Raw genomic sequence first — 18,801 nt, 5'->3', positions numbered from 1 at the left:
AAATGGCACTGCTAGACTATTCTCAGTGGTATGCATCAGTGGATTCCATCACTGGACAGATTCTTCGTGCGCGTATACCTCGAGTGGCGGTAGGGGAGATATGCGCAATACATGCGAGTCTTTTCTCAGATGACGTGATTGGAAAAGCGCAGGTTGTCGCCTTGTCCGGGGACACGGCGATCATGACGGTCCTGCATCCGGTGGACGGATTTCGGCGCGAATGCGTGGTGCGCGCGACCGGTGATCGTGTTCAGGTGGAGATGTCGGTGTCGAAGCTAGGCACGGTTCTGGACGCCGGCGGGTTGGTTGTCGAGCGATTGAGTGATGCGATGGTTTCTCATGACGATCAGCATACTCATAGCATGCCACTGGATTCCATGGGCCCGCTTTACGCGGAACGTGACCCGCTGACGAGACCGTTGTGGACTGGCATACGTGCAATCGACGGGTTATTGACCTGTGCTATAGGTCAACGGATTGGTATCTTCGCGGCAGCCGGTTCAGGTAAGAGTTCATTGCTGTCAATGTTGGTAGGGGGAGTGGATGCCGATGTCACGATCGTAGCCCTGATAGGGGAACGCGGACGGGAAGTCAGCGAGTTCGTTGCCGGTGTGCGTTCCAGTGGCCGGGCAGGACGGACCATCGTGGTATATGCAACATCGGATCAATCAGCCGTGGAACGTGCGAACGCTGCCAAGGTAGCAATGGCAGCAGCTGAGTTCTTTCGGGACAAAGGCGCACGCGTCGTGGTGTATATCGATTCTCTGACCCGATACGCTCGAGCGGAACGCGATATTGCGCTTGCCTCGGGTGAACTACCAGTCAAACGGGGCTATCCGCTGTCGGTGTTCGACCGTTTGCCTAAGCTGATTGAGCGTGCCGGGTGTACGTATTCCGGAAGCATTACAACATTTTATACCGTTTTGCTTGAATCAGAGGAAGAAGCGGATCTGGTTGCGGACGAGTTTCGCTCATTGCTGGACGGACACATATATCTGTCCCGGAAACTTACCGAAATTCACCATTATCCGGCGATCGATATTCTTAAAAGCGCAAGCCGCTTATTTAACGGGGTCACCACCGCGGAGCAGCAACGGATGGCAGCGGTATTCCGTCAGCGATTGTCTAAATATCAAGAGCTACAGGTCTATATCGACATGGGGGAGTACCGTCGTGGACAGAACGCGGAAAACGATCAGGTTCTGGACAGGTACGAACGAATGCGTCAGTTTCTCGTACAGAGCGGTGGGGTATGGTCGAGTGCCGAAGAAACTCAAAGGCTAATGCATGAAGCGACAGCAACTGCTTGATAAGGTGTCGCGTGCTGCGAACATGGGACGATTACGGGCCGAGAGTCAGTATCGTGATGCTGCGCAAAAGCGTCAAACGCTGCAAAAATCAATTGAAAAGATCGAGGCCTCGATTCGACGTGAAGTGTCATATATGGAGACTTGTCTGCCGACCGGTTATTACTCGAAGGAGGATTATGCGGATGGACTTGGACGACAGGCGCAGGCGTTGCATGCATTGGCCGCATTGCGGCTTGCACTGGAGAATTTGTTGGACGAGCGTGCTTATGCGGAGGAAAGGTTTTGCGAGGCAGAGTGGGCCATGCGAAACGCGATGGCCAAGGATGAGCGTATCGATCGGGAGCGGCGCGCTGCGACGCAATCGCAACGTAATGCCGTGGAGCGAATCGAGATTGAAGACATTGTCGAGGTGAAGTGCCATGTCCTCCAAGATTAGTGAGTTTAAAGGCAGGTTGCATGTGTTCAACCCTAATGTTGCCGACGACGGAATCAGCAGCAGCGCGCAGGCATCCGAAGGTGATTTGCAGGACCTTTTGCGGCGGCTCGCCGCCGATATGTCGGTAGCGAATGAGGAGGAAGAAGATGATGAGGAAACCTTCGTTTGCATGAATCGGGAACGAGATCATACGCTGCTTTTGAATTCACACATGCACAAGAACATCATCGATAGCCACGTGGCTATCGTAACGGATGGGGCATCGAATTCACAGGCCCCGCATTTCGGATCGGCAGATTGGCAAGTCACTCCGGCCGTGGCTTACTCTGATGTAGACCTTCAGCAGACTGGAAAGAGCGGTGATGGCAATCTTATTACGCGTAAAAAGTACGATGGTAGCGACGTACATAGTCAGGGCGACATGGTAACCGTGCTTCGAGCCAGTGACCCTCGTAATACGGTTTCGCCGGGCAACGCTTCATATCACATACCTTATGTGGATACGTGGCGGGCCAGGCCGGCGCGGCAATGTAACTTCTTTTTAGGCAGTCGTGACACTGCGAAGGCATGGTCATCACCATTGGAGCAGTTTTCAGCGGCGGCGGCGCTTGCATCACGGTTGTGGACACTGCGCTGGTACGATCTGTCGGATTCGCCAAGTGATCACAATGGGACATTTACATCCGCACAGCTATCGAACGAAGGCGTCTGCAGCGAGAGGGATGTCATCCGGTCTGTGCCTAAGCTATCGGTATGGAAGGAACGTCGTCAGCACGCAATCGAGGTCTCAGCCTCGCCCGAGTTACTGGAACCACCAGCCCAGCGGTTTGCGAGACAACCAGACGTTGTCAATGCCAAAACTGGCGAAATGATCGCTGACTCAGCGCGGGGTGATACGTTCGATGGCGACCGTATAAAGAAAACAGGCGGGGGAAGGGATGGAGCCGGTAGCGGTGCCTCTTCTTCTGCCTGGCGCCTCGTGTATACCTTTCAGAGTTGGCGAGGTGCGCCGATTGTCGAACTGACTGTCGACGGCGCAGCTAGCCTGCCGTTGGCTTCCTCTGGTTATCTCGCGGTAAAAATGACAGCAGTCGATCGTACTGCTAGAGAAATCATCAGACAGGTAATGCGTAGCTCGGCGCAATGTGTATCTACCACATCGGCCGCGAAGATCGTGTTCACGTCATGAGCTCAGGTCTGTCCCCCATGCCACCTCTGGCGCATGCTGTCGCCAGCGAGGCGCCGGGTGTTGCGGCAGCAATGAAAGACAAGGCAGGCGGAGGTAGCGCGCATACCCAAAAGTGGTTGAGCCTCCGTTGCACTGATGGTGTGCGGAACGTGTCGATACTGCGCGCCGTTTTGGCAACGCGTTTTGAGGGTGTGCATGCCGTAATACGCCGTCCATCCTCGGTGATTCGATATGTCACATTTTCGGCATTTCAGAGAGGCTACGCAACAATGGTGCTCGCTGAAATCGGACACTGCATCGCGTGGCGATATCCGCAGGCAACGCACTACGCATGGGAAGCACTGTCTGACCAGTTGCTTTTTTCTATCTTGCAGCGGGAGCAATGGCGAGACTTTATACCTGGCCCTCAGGAACCATGGGAGCGTGTGCAAATCGAGGGTGTCGGCCTCGCTTCAGCAGGCATGATGATAGAAATAACTCATCAAGGGATACGTTATTTCTACGAGCGCACACCTTGTCCGCTTGCGATAGGTTCGGCGGCGCAGTCAGATCACTACGTGGCCTTGGCCCGGACCTGTCCAGTGGCGATATCGATTGAGATTGGCCGAACCAGGATGTCGATCGGTCTCGTCGACACCCTGTGCCGTGGTGATGTTATCAAAATCGCGTTTCCAGCACCCGTTTTACGGATGTCGGAGTACGCCGCCATTCCACTGTCTATCGCACATGGAGTATTGATCGTGTCCGAAGAATCTTTTCTTGATGTCCATCATGAACAAGCGCTACCGGCTGCTAAAAGCATCCTGGACTCGTCCCCCGAACCCGAATTTGCCATGAACGGAGAACAGGGTCGGCAACCATCAGGCCAGTTCGGGCTAGCCACGCTTCCTGTTGGCCTGACATTCTCTTTCGCACCACTTACTCTCACCGTTGCTGAACTTTCAGCGCTGCAACCTGGGGATGTCGTGCCGGTTGCGTCCGGGGCGCGCCTGTTGATACACGTCAACGGACGTCAGATTGGTACTGGCGAGTTGGTGGAAGTGGCAGGGGAGTTGGCGGCGGAAGTGCTGACTTTGCAATTGGAGTCGACACGCGAAGATGCATAACCCCGAGCTTTCACTGATCACGCTGGTTGCGATCGTCTCACTGGTCCCATTCGTTTTCGCGTCAGGCACCTGTTTTCTAAAATTTTCGATTGTTCTCGTGTTGTTGCGAAATGCGATTGGTGTGCAGCAGGTGCCAAGCAACCTCGTTGTGAACAGTATTGCGCTCATGTTGGCTGCTTTTGTCATGCAACCTGTGATGACAAAAACGTTTCAAGCGTTTGAGGAAACAAATCAGGTGGCATCAATCGAAGATGCCGGGCCGTACCTGACAACGGTGTTCACGCCCTATCGTCAATATCTGACACAACATGCTGACAAGGAACTGGTCACATTTTTTCAGCAAGTGTCGGCGGCCGCAAAACAAAGATCGACGGCGGTTGACGCCTCTTCGAACAACGCCATCAATGAACCAAGCGAGCCGAACACTATTCGTAGAGCCGCTGTGCCATCACTATTCGTGTTGTTGCCGGCATATTCTTTAACGGAATTACGAGACGCTTTTAGAATTGGATTTTATCTATATATCCCTTTCATTGTGGTAGATCTGATTGTCTCTAACGTCTTACTGGCGCTCGGAATGATGATGATGAGCCCGGTGACGATCTCCGTGCCGATCAAACTGATTCTGTTTGTAGCACTCGACGGCTGGACACTCGTGGCCAAAGACCTCGTGCAGCCGTATCTGCCGTTGCACCTGCCGGGATAGACATGGGTAATATCATTTATCTATCCAACAAGGCGCTGATTCTAGTACTCCTGGTGTCGTCCCCGGCAATTCTCGTCGCAACAATTGTCGGTTTAGGCATCGGTCTTTTCCAAACCGTGACGCAGTTACAGGAGCAAACCCTGTCTTTCGGAGTAAAGCTGATCGCCGTGCTTGCCTGTCTGCTACTGCTTGAGCACTGGATGGCCACGATCGTAATGGGGTTTGCACGTGAGGCCGTGAGACTCGCATTTTCACGAAGCGTGCCGTGATGTGGCTGCTTCGTTGGTGGTCAAGTTATATATTCCATCATTTGGCATTGTGGGCGATGCTTTACGCGCGTGTTGCACCAACGTTCCTCCTGGTGCCGATTGTCAGTGCTCGCATCGTGGCGCATCCTGTCGTAAGACAGATTGTCATCCTATTCATTGTCATTGGTCTATCCCCGGTTGCTGTCTTTCATGTGCAGGGGCCGGATGGTATTGCACTAGCGAAGGCGTGTGTGGCAGAAGCCATTACCGGCATTATGATGGGAACCATCGTTGCTGCGCCGTTCTGGGTCGCTTCGTTGGTCGGCGAATTGATCGACAACCAACGTGGTGCCACTATCGCGGATTCAATCGACCCTGCAAGCGGCGTGGAGGCAGCGATTCTTGCGCCTTTTTTCAATCTGATGTTTGCAAATGTTTTCTTGCAACACGGCGGTTTGATCACCTTGATGACTTTTTTTTCTGAAAGTCTTCGCGACGTTCCACTCGGGACGATTCCTGAATTCCGCTATACATCGCTCGTTATCATGCTGAATCATGTCATGCAGTTTTCCGTCAGCTTGTCGGCGCCAGTAGTTGTTGGACTGATGCTGCTTGATGGCGTGCTCGCGTTTATGTCGCGTCTGTGCAAGCAATTAAATGCGTTTTCGCTGTCGTTGACGATCAAAAGCTTTGCTGCTTACGGGATTATGTACTTCTACTTTGCTTCCACAGTGCCCTTACGCATTTTTCGATGGGTGAGCCTCTGGTCGTTACATGGCGTGCTTCACTGAAACATCATGTAACGCGAACGATGGGTACCGTCACAGGGGAATTTGGTGAGCGAAAAGACCGAAAAACCCACTGAGAAAAAGCGCAGCGAATCAGAAAAAAAAGGGCAATCGTTCAAGGCCGCTGATCTGAATACGATTCTGCTGCTTGCCGCCGGCGGGTTGTCAGCGCCGTACCTTTTTCATTGGAACAATTTTGGCAAGTTGTTCTCCTGGATTGCCGACGCCAGAGCGTACCCTGATCCGTGGTCGTATGTCGACGCGCTGATATCGATTGCTGCCGAACGTATCGTTGCATTTGTCGGTATCTGTACGTTGGCAACGGCCATACCGATGTTGCTACAGAGTCGGTTCACTTTTGCATTCAATGCCTTAAAGATTAATTTTGACGCACTGAACCCGGTGAATGGCTTTAAGAAGCTGTTCAACCTACGTGTTTTGAAGGACGCAGTCAAGGCGCTGTTGTACCTTACTGCGGCATCTGCCAGCATCGCCATTTTTCTTACTCTAAATTATCGGGATATCTTGGGACTTGCTGCCATGCCTGAGGTGTTGTTGCGTGTCGAATTGAATCGTCTCGGAAAATCTCTCGGTGCATTGTTGCTTGCGACAGCATTACCTGTGCTTTTGCTTGATTATATGGTGGAGTATTTTCTCTATATTCGTAGCCTGAAAATGGATAAGCATGAAATAAAAGAAGAATTTAAGGAAAGCCAGGGAAATCCGGAAGTGAAATCACAACAACGGAAACTTTCGCGAGAGGGCATGAGTGAGAAATTAAAAGAAAACGTAAAAGGATCGACCTTTGTCCTTGCGAATCCGACGCACATAGCAATCGGCGTTTATGTTGATTTCAAGGTCGCACCCTTTCCCATGGTCTCGGTGCGCGAACAAGGTGAGCGCGCTAGATCGGTAATCGAATACGCGATGCAATGCAACGTTCCGGTGTTACGCGACGTCCCGCTCGCCCGCAGGATATATGCACGCAGTCGGCGATATGAATTCATTGCAGTGGACGATCTTGAACCAATTCTCCGCGTACTGTTTTGGTTACGGGAGATCGAAAAGGCGGGTATGCCAGAGCCAGCCGCTTCCAACGCCGAACCCGAATTGGACAAACCGCCCGAGCAGGACTATTCGGTGCCCAGCGAATAATCACTAACATAAATGCATTGTGAGCGATTTGTGATAGTGATTAATTCATATGTTTTTTAATATTTCTAATGAAGACATGCCTGAGTGCACGTCATGGCACAGGGTATTGGAGAGTTGATATGAGCAACATTCAGCATGAAACGCACTCTGATGATGTCGCCGAGTTGGAGCGACTGAATCGCGCTGTGTTCACGGCCATTCAGAAAGGCGCGACCATGAAGGATTTGCATGGCGTGACCGATGCCGCGATGGAGGGACTTTATGCTTATGCCTATCGGTTTTACCAGCAGGGAAAATTAAAAGAGGCAGAATCGTTTTTCCGATTTTTATTCATGTACGACTTTCGCTGTGCGGAGTACCCGATGGGGCTCGCGGCGGTATATCAGTTGCGGGGAGAGTACGTGAAGGCGATCGAATATTATGCCATCGCCGGGTCTTTAGCAAAGGATGATCTAAGGCCTATCTTTCATGCTGCGCAATGTCACCTTTGCTTAGGTAATCGCGCCGCCGCTCGGCGCAATTTCGAACAGGTTTTGGCGCAGGCCGAGCTGCCTATTTTGCGGGAAACCGCAAAGTCTTGCCTCGAAGTGATGGCGAAAGACTCGTCGTTGACAGAGGCAGAGCCCACGGGCGATATGTCGTCGCCTTAAATTACGTTGTTGAGGAGGGAAATTGATAAACGTCACAACTACGAGTGCCAGGCTATTGAACCTGGAAGAGCAGCCCGCAGCAAACAAATTCTCCAGCGTAAATCAGGCACGTAAAGAGCGCGCATCTTCGACGTTTATCAAAGTCGAAGATGCTTCGGGACAGAAAGACAGCGCGGCAATCGGATTTTGGCGTACGCCATCTCTCGCAATGCCGAAGAGTGTGCGAAGCCGGGATCAAGCCTCAGCGGTTTGCGTCACACAGCAACTGGCGTTGATAGGCGGTGTCGTATCGGATGCCGGGCCATCAGGTGAAGCACTGAAACAGATAGGCGAGAACGTTGCGCGGTGGGAGGCATCACTGAATCATAAACTCGATGTGCATGCGAGCACCGTGAATGCGTTTAGCGATTCGGTGAAAGAAGCGGAACATGCCGTATCGGCCTGCTTGGCAAACACAGCTTCGCCAGAATTACTGAAAGCGGCCGTTTCCGCAACAAGAAACGCCGTGCAATTAGAAGCGGAATGCACTACCACGATGCAAGCGTTGCCGACTAGCACGCAATTGTTAGGTGTAGATGACACGCGCTTGTTGAGCAGTACCGCGGTGCTTACGATTGCTTTGGCGCGACTTGAGGAAATGATGTCGAAATGCAATATCGACACACTCGACGAGCAACGCACAATGCTGAACGGGTTGGCGGAAAAACGTCAAGCAACACTGCAACAAAAATCTGACGACTACGCAGCGAAATTGGCGGAAGCGCAGCGATTGCAAGACACGGTTGGCGAAATTGCGAAGATCGGTGGATGGGCATTGACTGCGATTGGTGTGGGTTTGGCGATATTCACGGGTGGTGCTAGTTTACTGATCGCGGCGGCCGGCCTCGCACTAATGGCTGCCGATGCGATCTTCAAGGCGGTCACCGGGACCTCATTTATCGACGAGGCGATGAAGCCCGTCATGGATCATGCGGTGAAACCCATGATGACTTGGTTAAGCAAACAAGTCTCAGAGGCGCTCGAATCATGCGGCGTACCCAAAGAGAAAGCGGAAATCGCTGGCGCTGTAGTGGCAGGCATCGCGGTTGCGGCTGTCATGGTTACCGGGGTGGTTGCAGTAGGCAGCGTAGGCGGTAAGATTGCATCAGTTGTCGCGGAATCGACGGCAAAGGAACTTGGCGAGGTGATGGAATCCGCGGTAATGCGCAGCGTTAAGGACGTGATGGTGAAGCTGGCCGACGATACCGGCGTCACATCGATGGCATCGCGCGCAAAAGAGGCGTTTGCCGCGCTAAAAGAGCAGGTCGGCCTTGATAACCTCGAAGAGGGTCAGATCAATGCGATTGCAACCCGTACCAGGGTGGGTCTGACAGTTGGAGAAACCGGGTTGTCTGGTGCCCAAGCAGTGATCGATACCGTCGCCGCTGCCGATACGCGCGATGCATCCATGGTGAAGGCATCGATGACGCGTATTCTTGCCGATAAAAAAGTGATTTCCGAGATGCTTCAGGAATTAGTGAATGCGTTGTCCAGCAGTGCATCTGCAATGCGTGAATTAAATTCAGCGATGTCTAATACATTGAAAAACGAAGTGTCGTCTGAAACGTTCCTGCTGAACAACGCACGCTCAATCTGATATCGGCATTTCACAAATAAATAGAAACAACCTATTAATAAGGATTACTATTTTATGAACATCAACGGATTTTCTCGATCGAACGACTTGGAGCTTCTCAAGAACCTTGAAGTCATCATGTCTGATACGGTGAAAATGGAATCTACGCCAGCGGCGAAAGTGGGTGGTCAAACCTCAACGGCGTTTGCATCAAATGCGTCTACCTTGATCGTTCCGTCGCGTGCGACGTCGACGCAACAAGCGCCGCAACTCACCATGCCGACACTGGCGTCAAATCAGAACATCAGGCTAACGGACCTCGCCGCCATTGCGCTTCCCATTGCATCTGGCCGAGACGTGGTCGGCAACGCTTTCGCCAATTCCCTTGCCAGCGCGAGCGGTCACGACCATGATAAAGCCGCCGGCTTCATGATGGACGATGCGCAAATCGATGTTTTATTGTTGATGAGCGCGGCGTGGCAAAAAGCGCAGATCGCCGACCGTAAGCTCGAGAGCGAAATGACAACATTGGCGACTGACGCCGCGAATAACCAAGCGCAATCGCAGATTGCGGCGGGTGAAGATGCATTTGCGTCGGCGGTGGGAGCCTCTGCATTGAACGTAGGCATGCAGGTAACGGGTGCGGTGACACGAGTGCGTGCCTTGAACAAAGAGCATGCTTCGCTAAAGATCAACACACAAAATGCTCAAGATTCTCATGCTCGTGAAAATATGATCAATAGGGCCGTGCGTTCGACCGAAGCAGTGCGGGCATCCGAGATCAACACGGTCACAGTGGGAAGCGGCGCGCAGACGCGAACGCTGCGACTTGAGGAAGACATGTTGCGCACGCCTGCCGCGCATGCGGCCACGATGAGTGAGGGAGCGATGCTATCGGCAAGTCGTTCCACGGATTTGTCGACACGGCACGCCTTGAATCAACGTACCTGGGGCCGCGAGTACGCGAAGGCGGATTTGTGGCGCATGGGCGGTGATGTGAGCGCAAAAATGGTAGATGGCGTTGGGCAAATGGAGCAGAGCAACGAGCACGGACACCAGACGATCGAGCAGAATCAACAGGAAGTATCGCGTAGCGACGCCTCGCTACACGAAGAAAGTGCTCGTCAAAATCGGGCTATTGCTCAGGAGATGCACAACATCACCAACCAATTGATCAGCAACATTGGATCGGTTGCGGCCCAGGTTGCTGGAAATATACGGGTCTGATCGGTACCGTCTTCATCATGTCGCCTGACCGGCATGATGAGGCGTCTTGGAGCACCAAGACGTACTTGCCATGTGTACTGGTACGCAATCAACGTGTGAATGAAAATTACGTCGTTCATACCGCTTTGCGAAACTATATTTGAAAGGGTGTCGTATGCCACTATCTAGTTCTCAAGTAGGAAATTACAGGCCAAATCTTCCGATAAGGAGAGATCTGTCTGTTGGTAATCTTCGATCGGTACAAGGGCCGTGCCGAAATTCGTCTATCTCAGAAGACATCAGTACGGTTACGAACGATTCCTTAAGCGGGTCTTCCTTTCAAAGAGAATCTAATGCGGCCCGTTCTTCGAATGCTACAACTCCAGGGCTGGACGTAGTCGGAAAAAATCAACTGGGCGCTGCAAAATCAGTCACCGCGCCAAATGCGTCGACCGAAGAGGTCGAGTTGACGATGCGCGCATTTGCGCGCGAATTGATCCTTGAACTCGGCGGTCAGCGTGCATCGCAGGGTGCGGAACAACTGAATACGTTGCTTTCTACAACGGAGCCGAATAGTGGGACGCAACGGTATCTGAGACAGTTCATGTCGGCGTTGCATCTTCTGAACGTGCCCGGTATGTACGATAAGTCTGATCCGACGCACATGGAGAAGCGACATGCTTTAGCGAATGCCTTTATTGATGCTGTAGAAGAAGCAGCAAAGCTACATAAAACAAAGCCGGGTGGCGCCGACGAAGTGTGGGGGGCAAGGCTCGACTTGAACACGTCGACGGGGGCGCGTAGTTACAAGTGTGTCACGAAGATGTGGCGTGCATTGGGGGATGCACTTAAATATCGTTCGAATGACGCGACCGATATGGAGCATATGCAAGCTTACTATGATCGACATGTCGTGCCACGCACGCAACTTCGCGCTCAATTCGTGTATGGCGAAACCACCGACAATGCCGAGGCAAGGCTCCATACTGGATCGAAACAGACTGTGTGGAATGCCGCGCGCTGGCTGGTTTGCCTTAATATTTCCAATCCCGAAGAAAAAGGGCTTAGTCTCGGACACGCATGCAACCTTTTGCATTCGATGCCAGAATACCTTCGTCGCCCGGAAAACAAACCTGATTCGTCCACTGAAAACAAAGATAGGTCGTTGCCGGGAGACGCTACGAATAGCAGGGATAATGCGGGTGATGCAAGTCCGCAGGCGTCGAGTAGCGATGGAAACCTTAATGGCGTGGGTGCCGGGAGCCGCGTTCACCCCGAACAATGGCATGTAAATCTGCACATGACTGGGCCGACAATCCATTGGAACCAAAATGTGACGCCGGGCCAAAAATACGGTAGATCTTTCCCTGAAAGATCCGACGCTGGCGACAATGTAGCACCTAGCGCAGCAAATCGTCAGGACAGGCAAGACGTGGAGGACATGCAGTCGAATAGAAATACACTGCGCGCCCGTCATACCCAAAATACGCCTCCGACCGACACGTATGACGGCCATTTCTCTACATTTGACGATGACGAAGGTTTGACGCGTGGTACAGGCTACCTGCCAAACATGGAGAACACGCAATCGCCCCGAAATACACTACACGGTCATCGTACGCAATCCACTCCACCATCGGAGGATGGCAGTGAGCCGGCGGATGATCGACCGAATCGGCGAGACAGCGTGATGGAGTCGGATCGCAATGGTGATACGCAAACGGCATCTATGCCAGAGGGTATAGCGTGTTCAACGAATGGTATCCAGGAGACTCCAGGAGCATTGGGCAGGGTGCCGGGGCCAACGTTTTTAGGTTTGGAAAGGTCTGATTCAATAGAAAATAGGGATATTGATGGGCCGTTTCAAACGCGACCACTGAACGAATCGCAAATCGGCGCCGGTACGCCTAACTCGCCTGTCGCATCGCGATCCTCTTCGTCGATGTCCTCCAGCGTAAGCAGCGGCTTCCAAGCACCTCTTACAACAACTGTATCGTCGCCAGTGACAGCGCACGATGATGGCATTCAGAGGCAGCGTTCATCAAGATTTGATATTTCAATATCCACGCCGCCAATTCTTTCGGGGGGCGTTGGGCATCGTTCTCCCGCGGAAACTCAAAAAGCATGGCGAGAAATGGTGGCACGTTTTGGTCGCGATGGGTAACGGTCGTTTGCATCTTTCGCGTTTTACTTGATTGTCGTTGCAGCATTGGGCATTCGCCTACGTTCAAACTGGCCTCGGATGATGGTGCAGCTCGGCGATTACGATGCATAGTGGATACCTATGCGCGGCGCTCATCAAACACGGCTGCCAGCAATGCAGCCGGCTACGCGATGAGGTAACGCCTCGCTGCCACGACATTTTGTAACGAGCGACATTGGCTCTTTATCTTGTTTTTCTTCGACGCTTCGTCGACTGTTTTGGAGCCGTGTTGTTGTGATGTTTGAAAAGGTACTGGATACGCCGCTCTCGGTCATCGTCTTGCTTATAGTGTTGGCGGCGCTGGAGTTGTATTTCTTGGCGCGGTTTGTTGTGCCTGCGGTTGCGTTGCTTATTCGATTGAACGCCGCGGTGCGGGGCTTGAATAAGATATGCAGGTCCGCAGATGGCAATGCCCATTTGGATGCACTTTTTTCAAAGGATCGCTACCTTGCACTTTCCTGGGATCGTTACAAGAAGACCTTGAGCGGCGCCACGGTAGAAAAGAGGGACTTATCAAATACGGCAACTGTTCCGGCTTCTTTGTATTTTGATCGCCACGATAACGTCAACGTGCCATTGGCGCTTGATTTTTTCCGCCACTGCCCGGGCATCATGACGGGAATCGGGATTTTTGGAACGTTTTCGGGTTTGCTGCTGGGTCTGCATCGGTTTGCGGATACGGTTGCCGGGAAGCAAAACGCATTGGCAGAGGTTCATTCAGTGGCGGGAAACCCAGCAGTTGCATCGCAAGTGCGCGATAACGCGTTTGTTGCTTTTGATTCTGGTGCTTCAACGTCCGCTGCGGTACAGCCTACTCTGAAAGTGCTGGACGATACCACTGGCAGCGGATTAGCGGCGCATCATGTATCGGGAAGCACTATCGCGCACGGGATGACGACATTACCGTCCGTTATGGATGCACATACCGTGATAACTGCATTAGCACGACTTCTGCATAGCGTCTCGGATGCTTTCATTGTATCGGCCCTTGCGATCCTGGTTGCGCTATTTACCACTCTGATAGAGAAATTGCTCGTTGCGCATTGCTATCGTCGTCTGCACGAGGTCTCGTTATCGATTGATATGTTAATGGCATTTAGCCCGCATGACGAGGGTATGGCGCGCTTGATTAGGGCAATGGAGATAACGGCCACGCAAACGCGTCAGATTACGTTGGTCGTGCAAGATGCCTTTATGTCCCGCGATCGCATTTAGCGACATTTAGCTAATAAGGTATTCTCAAGCATATACGGTGGGAAGAAGAAATGATTGAGTCATCTCGGCAGCGCCCTCGACGTGATATGCACCATGATGGTGAAGAGAACCCGTTTTGGATATCGCTTGCTGACATGATGACTGGCTTGGCTTGCCTGTTTATCGTGATTGGATGCTCGGTCATGTTGATGTGGATTGCGGGTTCGAGTGGGACTTCTTCTGATCGTAGCGTTGCCGTTGGTTCGCTGGATCCCGAGCAAGCCGATTCATTCAAAACGAATGTCACAAACGAGGCGCTGCCCCCCTCAGGCGAAAACGATAAAGGGACTTCTAGTCGGTTGGTTGCATATGGCAGCAGCGTTTCAGCGGCATTACGCGCTATTTCCTTGCTCTCTCGCCAATACGGCTTCCAGGTGAATCCAGTAGCACGCACAATCGACTTGGGTAGCGCTGCGAGATTTCCGCTTGCAAGCGATCGGCTCAGCACGGAGCAGGAGTCACTGCTGAGTAGCTATGTCGACTCGCTAGTTGATCTCGCGCAGAACGATCCTGCCTTGGTTTTGTTGAAGTCGATCACCGTTGTAGGTTACACCGATCCGGCTGGATCTTACTTATTCAATCTGGACCTCAGCGCTCGCAGAAGTGAACGTCTGATGTGCGCATTGCTTGATCCAAGTACGCGTGAACGGGATGTTTATGCACAGCGAATTAATTCGTTTGATGAAAAACGAACGCAGATGATTCGCACTTTATTCAAGCTGGGTGGCTATTCGGCAGCAGAACAGAAATCCACGCCTGAGGCCAGTCGGCGATTGAGCTTGAAATTGGATTTCTATGGATTAGACGAACCCAGGCAGCTTGCCAGATCGACATCCTCCCCAATTGGAAAATGTCCATTGAATGAGCGTTAAGTACCGATGGGCGGCGCGGATTGGCGTTGCGACACGGAAAGCTGATTTTCTCCATGTTTATTTTGAATGCTTGATTTATGAATGACAGTCGTAATGGCGTTTTGCCCTCGCAGTTATTCGAAACATGGTGCGAGGCGGCACAGGGTAGGGCACTAGCCTCTTTTGACTGTTTCGATACAGTGTTGTGGCGGGGTGTTAGCAGGCCGACGGATGTATTTTGTGAGCTTGTCACGCGCTCACCTTTCCTCGAAAGGAGAATGTCGGCGCAACATCGCATCGCTGCGGAAGCGCAGGCGCGGCGGCGGCGCTTCGAACATGGTCTGGTGCCTGAAGTCACGCTAGCGGAAATATACGAGGAACTCTTTCCGTCGGCGCGTTGGTCTGACCAAGCTTCGCAGTGCGTGGAGCTCGAATGCGCCATCGAATCGTCGATTTGCTTCGTTTCGCCACACACCGCTGCCTGCATGCACGAAGCACGTAGGCGCGGCATGCCCGTCGCGGTCGTAAGTGACACGTATATGAGCGAGACGCAGCTCAGGCGGTTGCTTGCGTTGGTTGATGCCGACCTTGCTTCGATGATCGACTTTATATTTTGTTCATCCGATTACAGGATCGCGAAATCACATGGACTATGGGATCGTGTGATAAAGCGACTAGGCGTGGCGCCGAATGCAATCTTACATGTTGGTGACAACGCGGTTGCCGATGTAAAGATTCCGGAGAAATTGGGCGTGGAATGCATTCATCTACGGCGATATCCGGATGAGGAGACAGTACTGGCTGATCGCCGCGACGCCGCAACGCGTTTGATGTTTACCGGCGTCGGAGAAACACGCGCTGTATGGACGTTGTTTGATAGTTTGTCTTTTCGTGAACCTTGTGGCAAGCATGGCTGGTATGAATCGCTGGGACGATCGTTGCTCGGTCCAGTGCTCTATGCATTTGCGAAAACATTGTGCGAAAAGGAAATACTGCCTGAATTTTCGAGAAGCTACGCATCAAATCAAACATACCATCACCGTATCTGTTTTGGATTTTTGATGCGTGACGCGCATTTGCTGCGAGAAGCCGCAGATATTGTCGCCCCGTCTGTTTTACATCCAACGCTGCATGTTAGCCGACAGTCAGCCTTTTCGGCATCGTTTGATAGTGACGAAGCAATAGTGCATTTCATGATGCTAACGTCGCGCGAATTCCGCATGAGCCTGCCGCAATGCGCCGCCTGTTTGCTCTTGAACGAAGAAGAGCAGGCGGCGCTTATCTGCGCATTTGAAACATCGCTGTCCATTACACAAGCCATAAAGACGTTTTTTACGCCGGCGTTGCGTGAGGCAATCAAGGCTCGCAGTGCTGCCTATCGCGGCCGGCTGATCCGGCATATCGTGAAGCAAACCGGCGTGCGCCCAGGAGATACGCTGTGCCTTGTCGATATCGGATATCACGGTACGATTCAATGGCTTTTGAGAGATATTCTTTTTAAAGAACTTGATGTCAAGGTGATTGGTCGGTACCTCATTTATCGCGACAATATACGCCTGATGGGCGAGGCGTCGGGGCTAATCGATGCTAGTTGGGTTGATCAGGGGTTGATCCGTGCGTTAACGCAACCGAGCATTTCTTATCTCGAAAATCTTTGTGCTGGCGAGGGGGCGTCCGTCGTCGACTACGGGGATGGTGGAGAGGCATTTTTTAAGGCTTCATCGGCACCGTTGCCACGTTGGATGGCCGAGTGCCAACGTGCTGCGTTGCTGTTTGTTGATCAAGCCAGCGTGGCGCGCCCTACTCAACTTCCGAAGCTTTCTCCGTCCCGCTTGCGCGAATGTGCCTTGACAAATCTGGGGGCAATGCTCTTTTTTCCTAGCGAAAAAGAGCTTTCCGAAGCGGCCAATATGCAGTGCGAGGTCAATCTGGGAGGGAGTGCAGCATACGAGATGTGCGACCACGCCAAGGGCTTGGCTGGCTTGCGACGGAGAGGGCTTCTTTATTTCAGTGGTGGTGGAGAGTTTCGTAGCAATCGTGCCTTCGAGTTGCGCTACGCCGGCATGGATCAGTTGGCGCTTTATATGATTTGCCTTCGGAATGGGCTGCGTATCACGGAACCTGCATTCTCATTTCGCCGTCAGGTATTACCTATCACATTTCGATTCGCAAAAACAACTGTGCACAGGGACGCAATCGCTCATGCGACTTACGATGGTTACTTCACAGCTGTATTTCCACTCGGAAACTGTCGTGTGGATGTAAAAATTGGCACGGTGGCGAAATGGTTGCAGCTTGAATCGATCACCAGTTTTCCTGCCGAGGCGTTCGGTCATTTATGCGAAGTCAATGGGCCGCAACGTCGCGTCGAACCTGATGATTACCAGTGCATCGGCGTAACCCGGCACGAAGAGGGCTTGATGGCATGCGAACGGGACGCGCTCATCCGTTTTTCTCCAATTCCAGATGGGAGTTCGGATTTCATCAGGCTCGTGTTCCGCACGATCGCAGGGCGGGATCTTGCCACCGTGCCGTTGCCGGGCGGCACTACAGGGTCCGATACCATCTCTCTACAGCTGTCCGCCCACTCTAATGACAGGGGTTTTGATGCGGATAACAGTGTCTATCCCACGGCCATCGGTTCGCGTGAAGCGCGAATGATTGATGAGAAGTTTGCCGCCGTTAAGACGGTAATGACGGGTTTGTATTACACGAATTCCTGAGTCAAGGATATAGCGATACAAGAAGGCGAGGGAAAGGATGGACGATGCGATCATGACGAAGCTGTACGGTTTTCACGGCAGTCGTGCCAACGACGTTTATAACGCTACCCGATTTCCGGAACGTCGATATCACGTAACCGGCGTTGACGGCTTCACTCGTACGCTCGCTGGCGAATTGGCCAGCGTTGATAACAGTGGGCCACGACCGTACGATACATACGACGGTTACGGTGCCCGCGCGAACCCATGGCACGACGAGCGGGATCAGCGTCGAGAAGCGCACCGGGTCCGCGGAGGAGGGGCACGTCAGCGTGCCAGTTCCTGTGAAGCCGCCATGGCGTCGCCCGTCCGCACGCCCGACAAACCTGCTGCCGTAACTGGGTCTGTTCCGTTAAGGAGGTCAATGCATCAGGAAATGCGAATGCCGAATGCCGATTTGGTCGCTGATGATGAGCCTTGTGCAACGCGCAGACTGCTGAGCCGCGGTCCCTCCAGACAAGCTGGTACGCATGCTTTCCGGCAAGCTGGCACGCATATCGAACCCGTCGCTCGTGTTCATCTCTCGAATTGCGAAGGCTTGGCAACGCAAAGTCGACCCGCGCAGACGTATCCATTACGCGTATTGCCGGGAAAAGCATCGACCGTTCCTAACGATACTCAGTCTTCATCACCGTGTACAGGCAACGCCCCAAGGGCGCGACAGAGAGGGATGCCTTCCGTAGCAGACACCCAGGGGCATGAGCGTGCCGAAACGACCTGTTACCGATTTGGGAGTGTCACCTTGTATATCACGGATAGCGTAGCGACATCTGGAAACGCAATTGGCAATCATGCGCGGGCAGCGCGCCACAGACGTTAGATGCAAAAGGGTATCTAGCAGCAAAGAATACTGCATTGATCTAAGGAGACTGTCTGAAACGCATTTTTAGAGGTGTCGCATGATGTGGCTTTTAACATCGCTTCTAGTAATTGTCGGGGTAGGTTCTATCGCGATATTTATTATTTCATGTCGCCATTTTGACGACTGACATGCTTCGAAGCGATTGGTCTGTTTTATTCACCTGATTTGATATTTTCTTCATCTACCTTATACCGATGTTTTTCCTATTTTTGACCGGAGCCATCATGGTGGCCTGCACTGTATTCGGAAACAAAAAAATGGCCTACGCAACATGGTTCTGCTTTCTTGTGATGTTTCTTGTTTTCTTCGACCATCATGTCACGAACGCGCTGGCACTTTCTTTCTGAAAATAAACGTCATGAAGCAATTTCTCCAATCAGGATTGGGTCCTTACGTAGACGAAATAGCGCTTTCTGCTGTTAGCTTGACGTTGGCAGCGGCGTTTTATTTTCAACTGGTA

At 52.4% G+C, this 18,801-nt stretch carries 16 protein-coding genes; all 16 read left to right on the top strand.

Annotated features, from left to right (window positions below):
• The first annotated feature begins 2 nt into the window (after window positions 1-2).
• The 16 genes from WM40_RS19365 to WM40_RS32555 all read left to right on the top strand — a co-directional run bounded on the left by WM40_RS19365 (window position 3) and on the right by WM40_RS32555 (window position 18,688).
• Window positions 3-1,310: a FliI/YscN family ATPase gene (locus WM40_RS19365; protein ID WP_046153700.1), complete on the top strand. Its 1,308-nt coding sequence runs from the start codon at window positions 3-5 to the stop codon at window positions 1,308-1,310.
• A complete protein-coding gene (locus WM40_RS19360; protein WP_024902852.1) occupies window positions 1,288-1,746 on the top strand; it encodes a hypothetical protein in 459 nt (152 codons plus the stop codon). The genes WM40_RS19365 and WM40_RS19360 overlap by 23 nt, the downstream gene beginning before the upstream one ends.
• Window positions 1,730-2,935: a hypothetical protein gene (locus WM40_RS19355; RefSeq protein WP_046153699.1), complete on the top strand. Its 1,206-nt coding sequence runs from the start codon at window positions 1,730-1,732 to the stop codon at window positions 2,933-2,935. Before WM40_RS19360 ends, WM40_RS19355 begins: the two co-directional genes overlap by 17 nt.
• A gap of 740 nt (window positions 2,936-3,675) precedes the next feature.
• The gene (locus tag WM40_RS31585) at window positions 3,676-4,041 is read left to right on the top strand and encodes a FliM/FliN family flagellar motor switch protein (protein WP_157685853.1); all 366 of its coding nucleotides are present in this window, start codon (window positions 3,676-3,678) and stop codon (window positions 4,039-4,041) included.
• Window positions 4,034-4,747 carry an EscR/YscR/HrcR family type III secretion system export apparatus protein gene (locus tag WM40_RS19345; protein WP_024902850.1) on the top strand — a complete coding sequence of 238 codons (714 nt, stop codon included), beginning with the start codon at window positions 4,034-4,036 and terminating at the stop codon, window positions 4,745-4,747. Before WM40_RS31585 ends, WM40_RS19345 begins: the two co-directional genes overlap by 8 nt.
• Before the next feature lie 2 nt (window positions 4,748-4,749).
• Entirely contained in the window at window positions 4,750-5,016 is a 267-nt protein-coding gene (sctS, locus tag WM40_RS19340; RefSeq protein WP_024902849.1) for a type III secretion system export apparatus subunit SctS, read from the top strand.
• Window positions 5,016-5,786 (top strand): type III secretion system export apparatus subunit SctT, encoded by a 771-nt coding sequence (gene sctT / locus WM40_RS19335; protein ID WP_046153697.1) that lies wholly within the window; start codon window positions 5,016-5,018, stop codon window positions 5,784-5,786. Before sctS ends, sctT begins: the two co-directional genes overlap by 1 nt.
• Before the next feature lie 45 nt (window positions 5,787-5,831).
• Window positions 5,832-6,938 (top strand): EscU/YscU/HrcU family type III secretion system export apparatus switch protein, encoded by a 1,107-nt coding sequence (locus WM40_RS19330; RefSeq protein ID WP_046153696.1) that lies wholly within the window; start codon window positions 5,832-5,834, stop codon window positions 6,936-6,938.
• 119 nt (window positions 6,939-7,057) lie between these two features.
• Window positions 7,058-7,588, top strand: a complete 531-nt coding sequence (locus WM40_RS19325) for a SycD/LcrH family type III secretion system chaperone (protein WP_046153695.1) — start codon at window positions 7,058-7,060, stop codon at window positions 7,586-7,588.
• Window positions 7,589-7,796: 208 nt separating this feature from the next.
• Entirely contained in the window at window positions 7,797-9,224 is a 1,428-nt protein-coding gene (sctE, locus tag WM40_RS19320; protein WP_236693601.1) for a type III secretion system translocon subunit SctE, read from the top strand.
• Window positions 9,225-9,359: 135 nt separating this feature from the next.
• On the top strand, window positions 9,360-10,430 hold the full coding sequence (locus tag WM40_RS19315; protein ID WP_157685851.1) for an IpaC/SipC family type III secretion system effector: 1,071 nt from the start codon (window positions 9,360-9,362) through the stop codon (window positions 10,428-10,430).
• 451 nt (window positions 10,431-10,881) lie between these two features.
• Window positions 10,882-12,573 carry a hypothetical protein gene (locus WM40_RS19310; protein WP_046153692.1) on the top strand — a complete coding sequence of 564 codons (1,692 nt, stop codon included), beginning with the start codon at window positions 10,882-10,884 and terminating at the stop codon, window positions 12,571-12,573.
• Between the two features lie 276 nt (window positions 12,574-12,849).
• Window positions 12,850-13,827 carry a hypothetical protein gene (locus WM40_RS19305; RefSeq protein ID WP_024902842.1) on the top strand — a complete coding sequence of 326 codons (978 nt, stop codon included), beginning with the start codon at window positions 12,850-12,852 and terminating at the stop codon, window positions 13,825-13,827.
• 50 nt (window positions 13,828-13,877) lie between these two features.
• Complete coding sequence (locus tag WM40_RS19300) at window positions 13,878-14,738, top strand: OmpA family protein (protein ID WP_082102991.1); 861 nt, start codon at window positions 13,878-13,880, stop codon at window positions 14,736-14,738.
• 77 nt (window positions 14,739-14,815) lie between these two features.
• Window positions 14,816-17,440 (top strand): HAD family hydrolase, encoded by a 2,625-nt coding sequence (locus WM40_RS19295; protein ID WP_320534565.1) that lies wholly within the window; start codon window positions 14,816-14,818, stop codon window positions 17,438-17,440.
• 1,095 nt (window positions 17,441-18,535) lie between these two features.
• Entirely contained in the window at window positions 18,536-18,688 is a 153-nt protein-coding gene (locus WM40_RS32555; protein ID WP_096335541.1) for a DUF5993 family protein, read from the top strand.
• Window positions 18,689-18,801 lie beyond the last annotated feature (113 nt).

It is taken from the genome of Robbsia andropogonis (assembly GCF_000970345.1).
Taxonomy (GTDB): domain Bacteria; phylum Pseudomonadota; class Gammaproteobacteria; order Burkholderiales; family Burkholderiaceae; genus Robbsia; species Robbsia andropogonis.
This window is presented reverse-complemented; position numbering and strand designations above follow the sequence as displayed.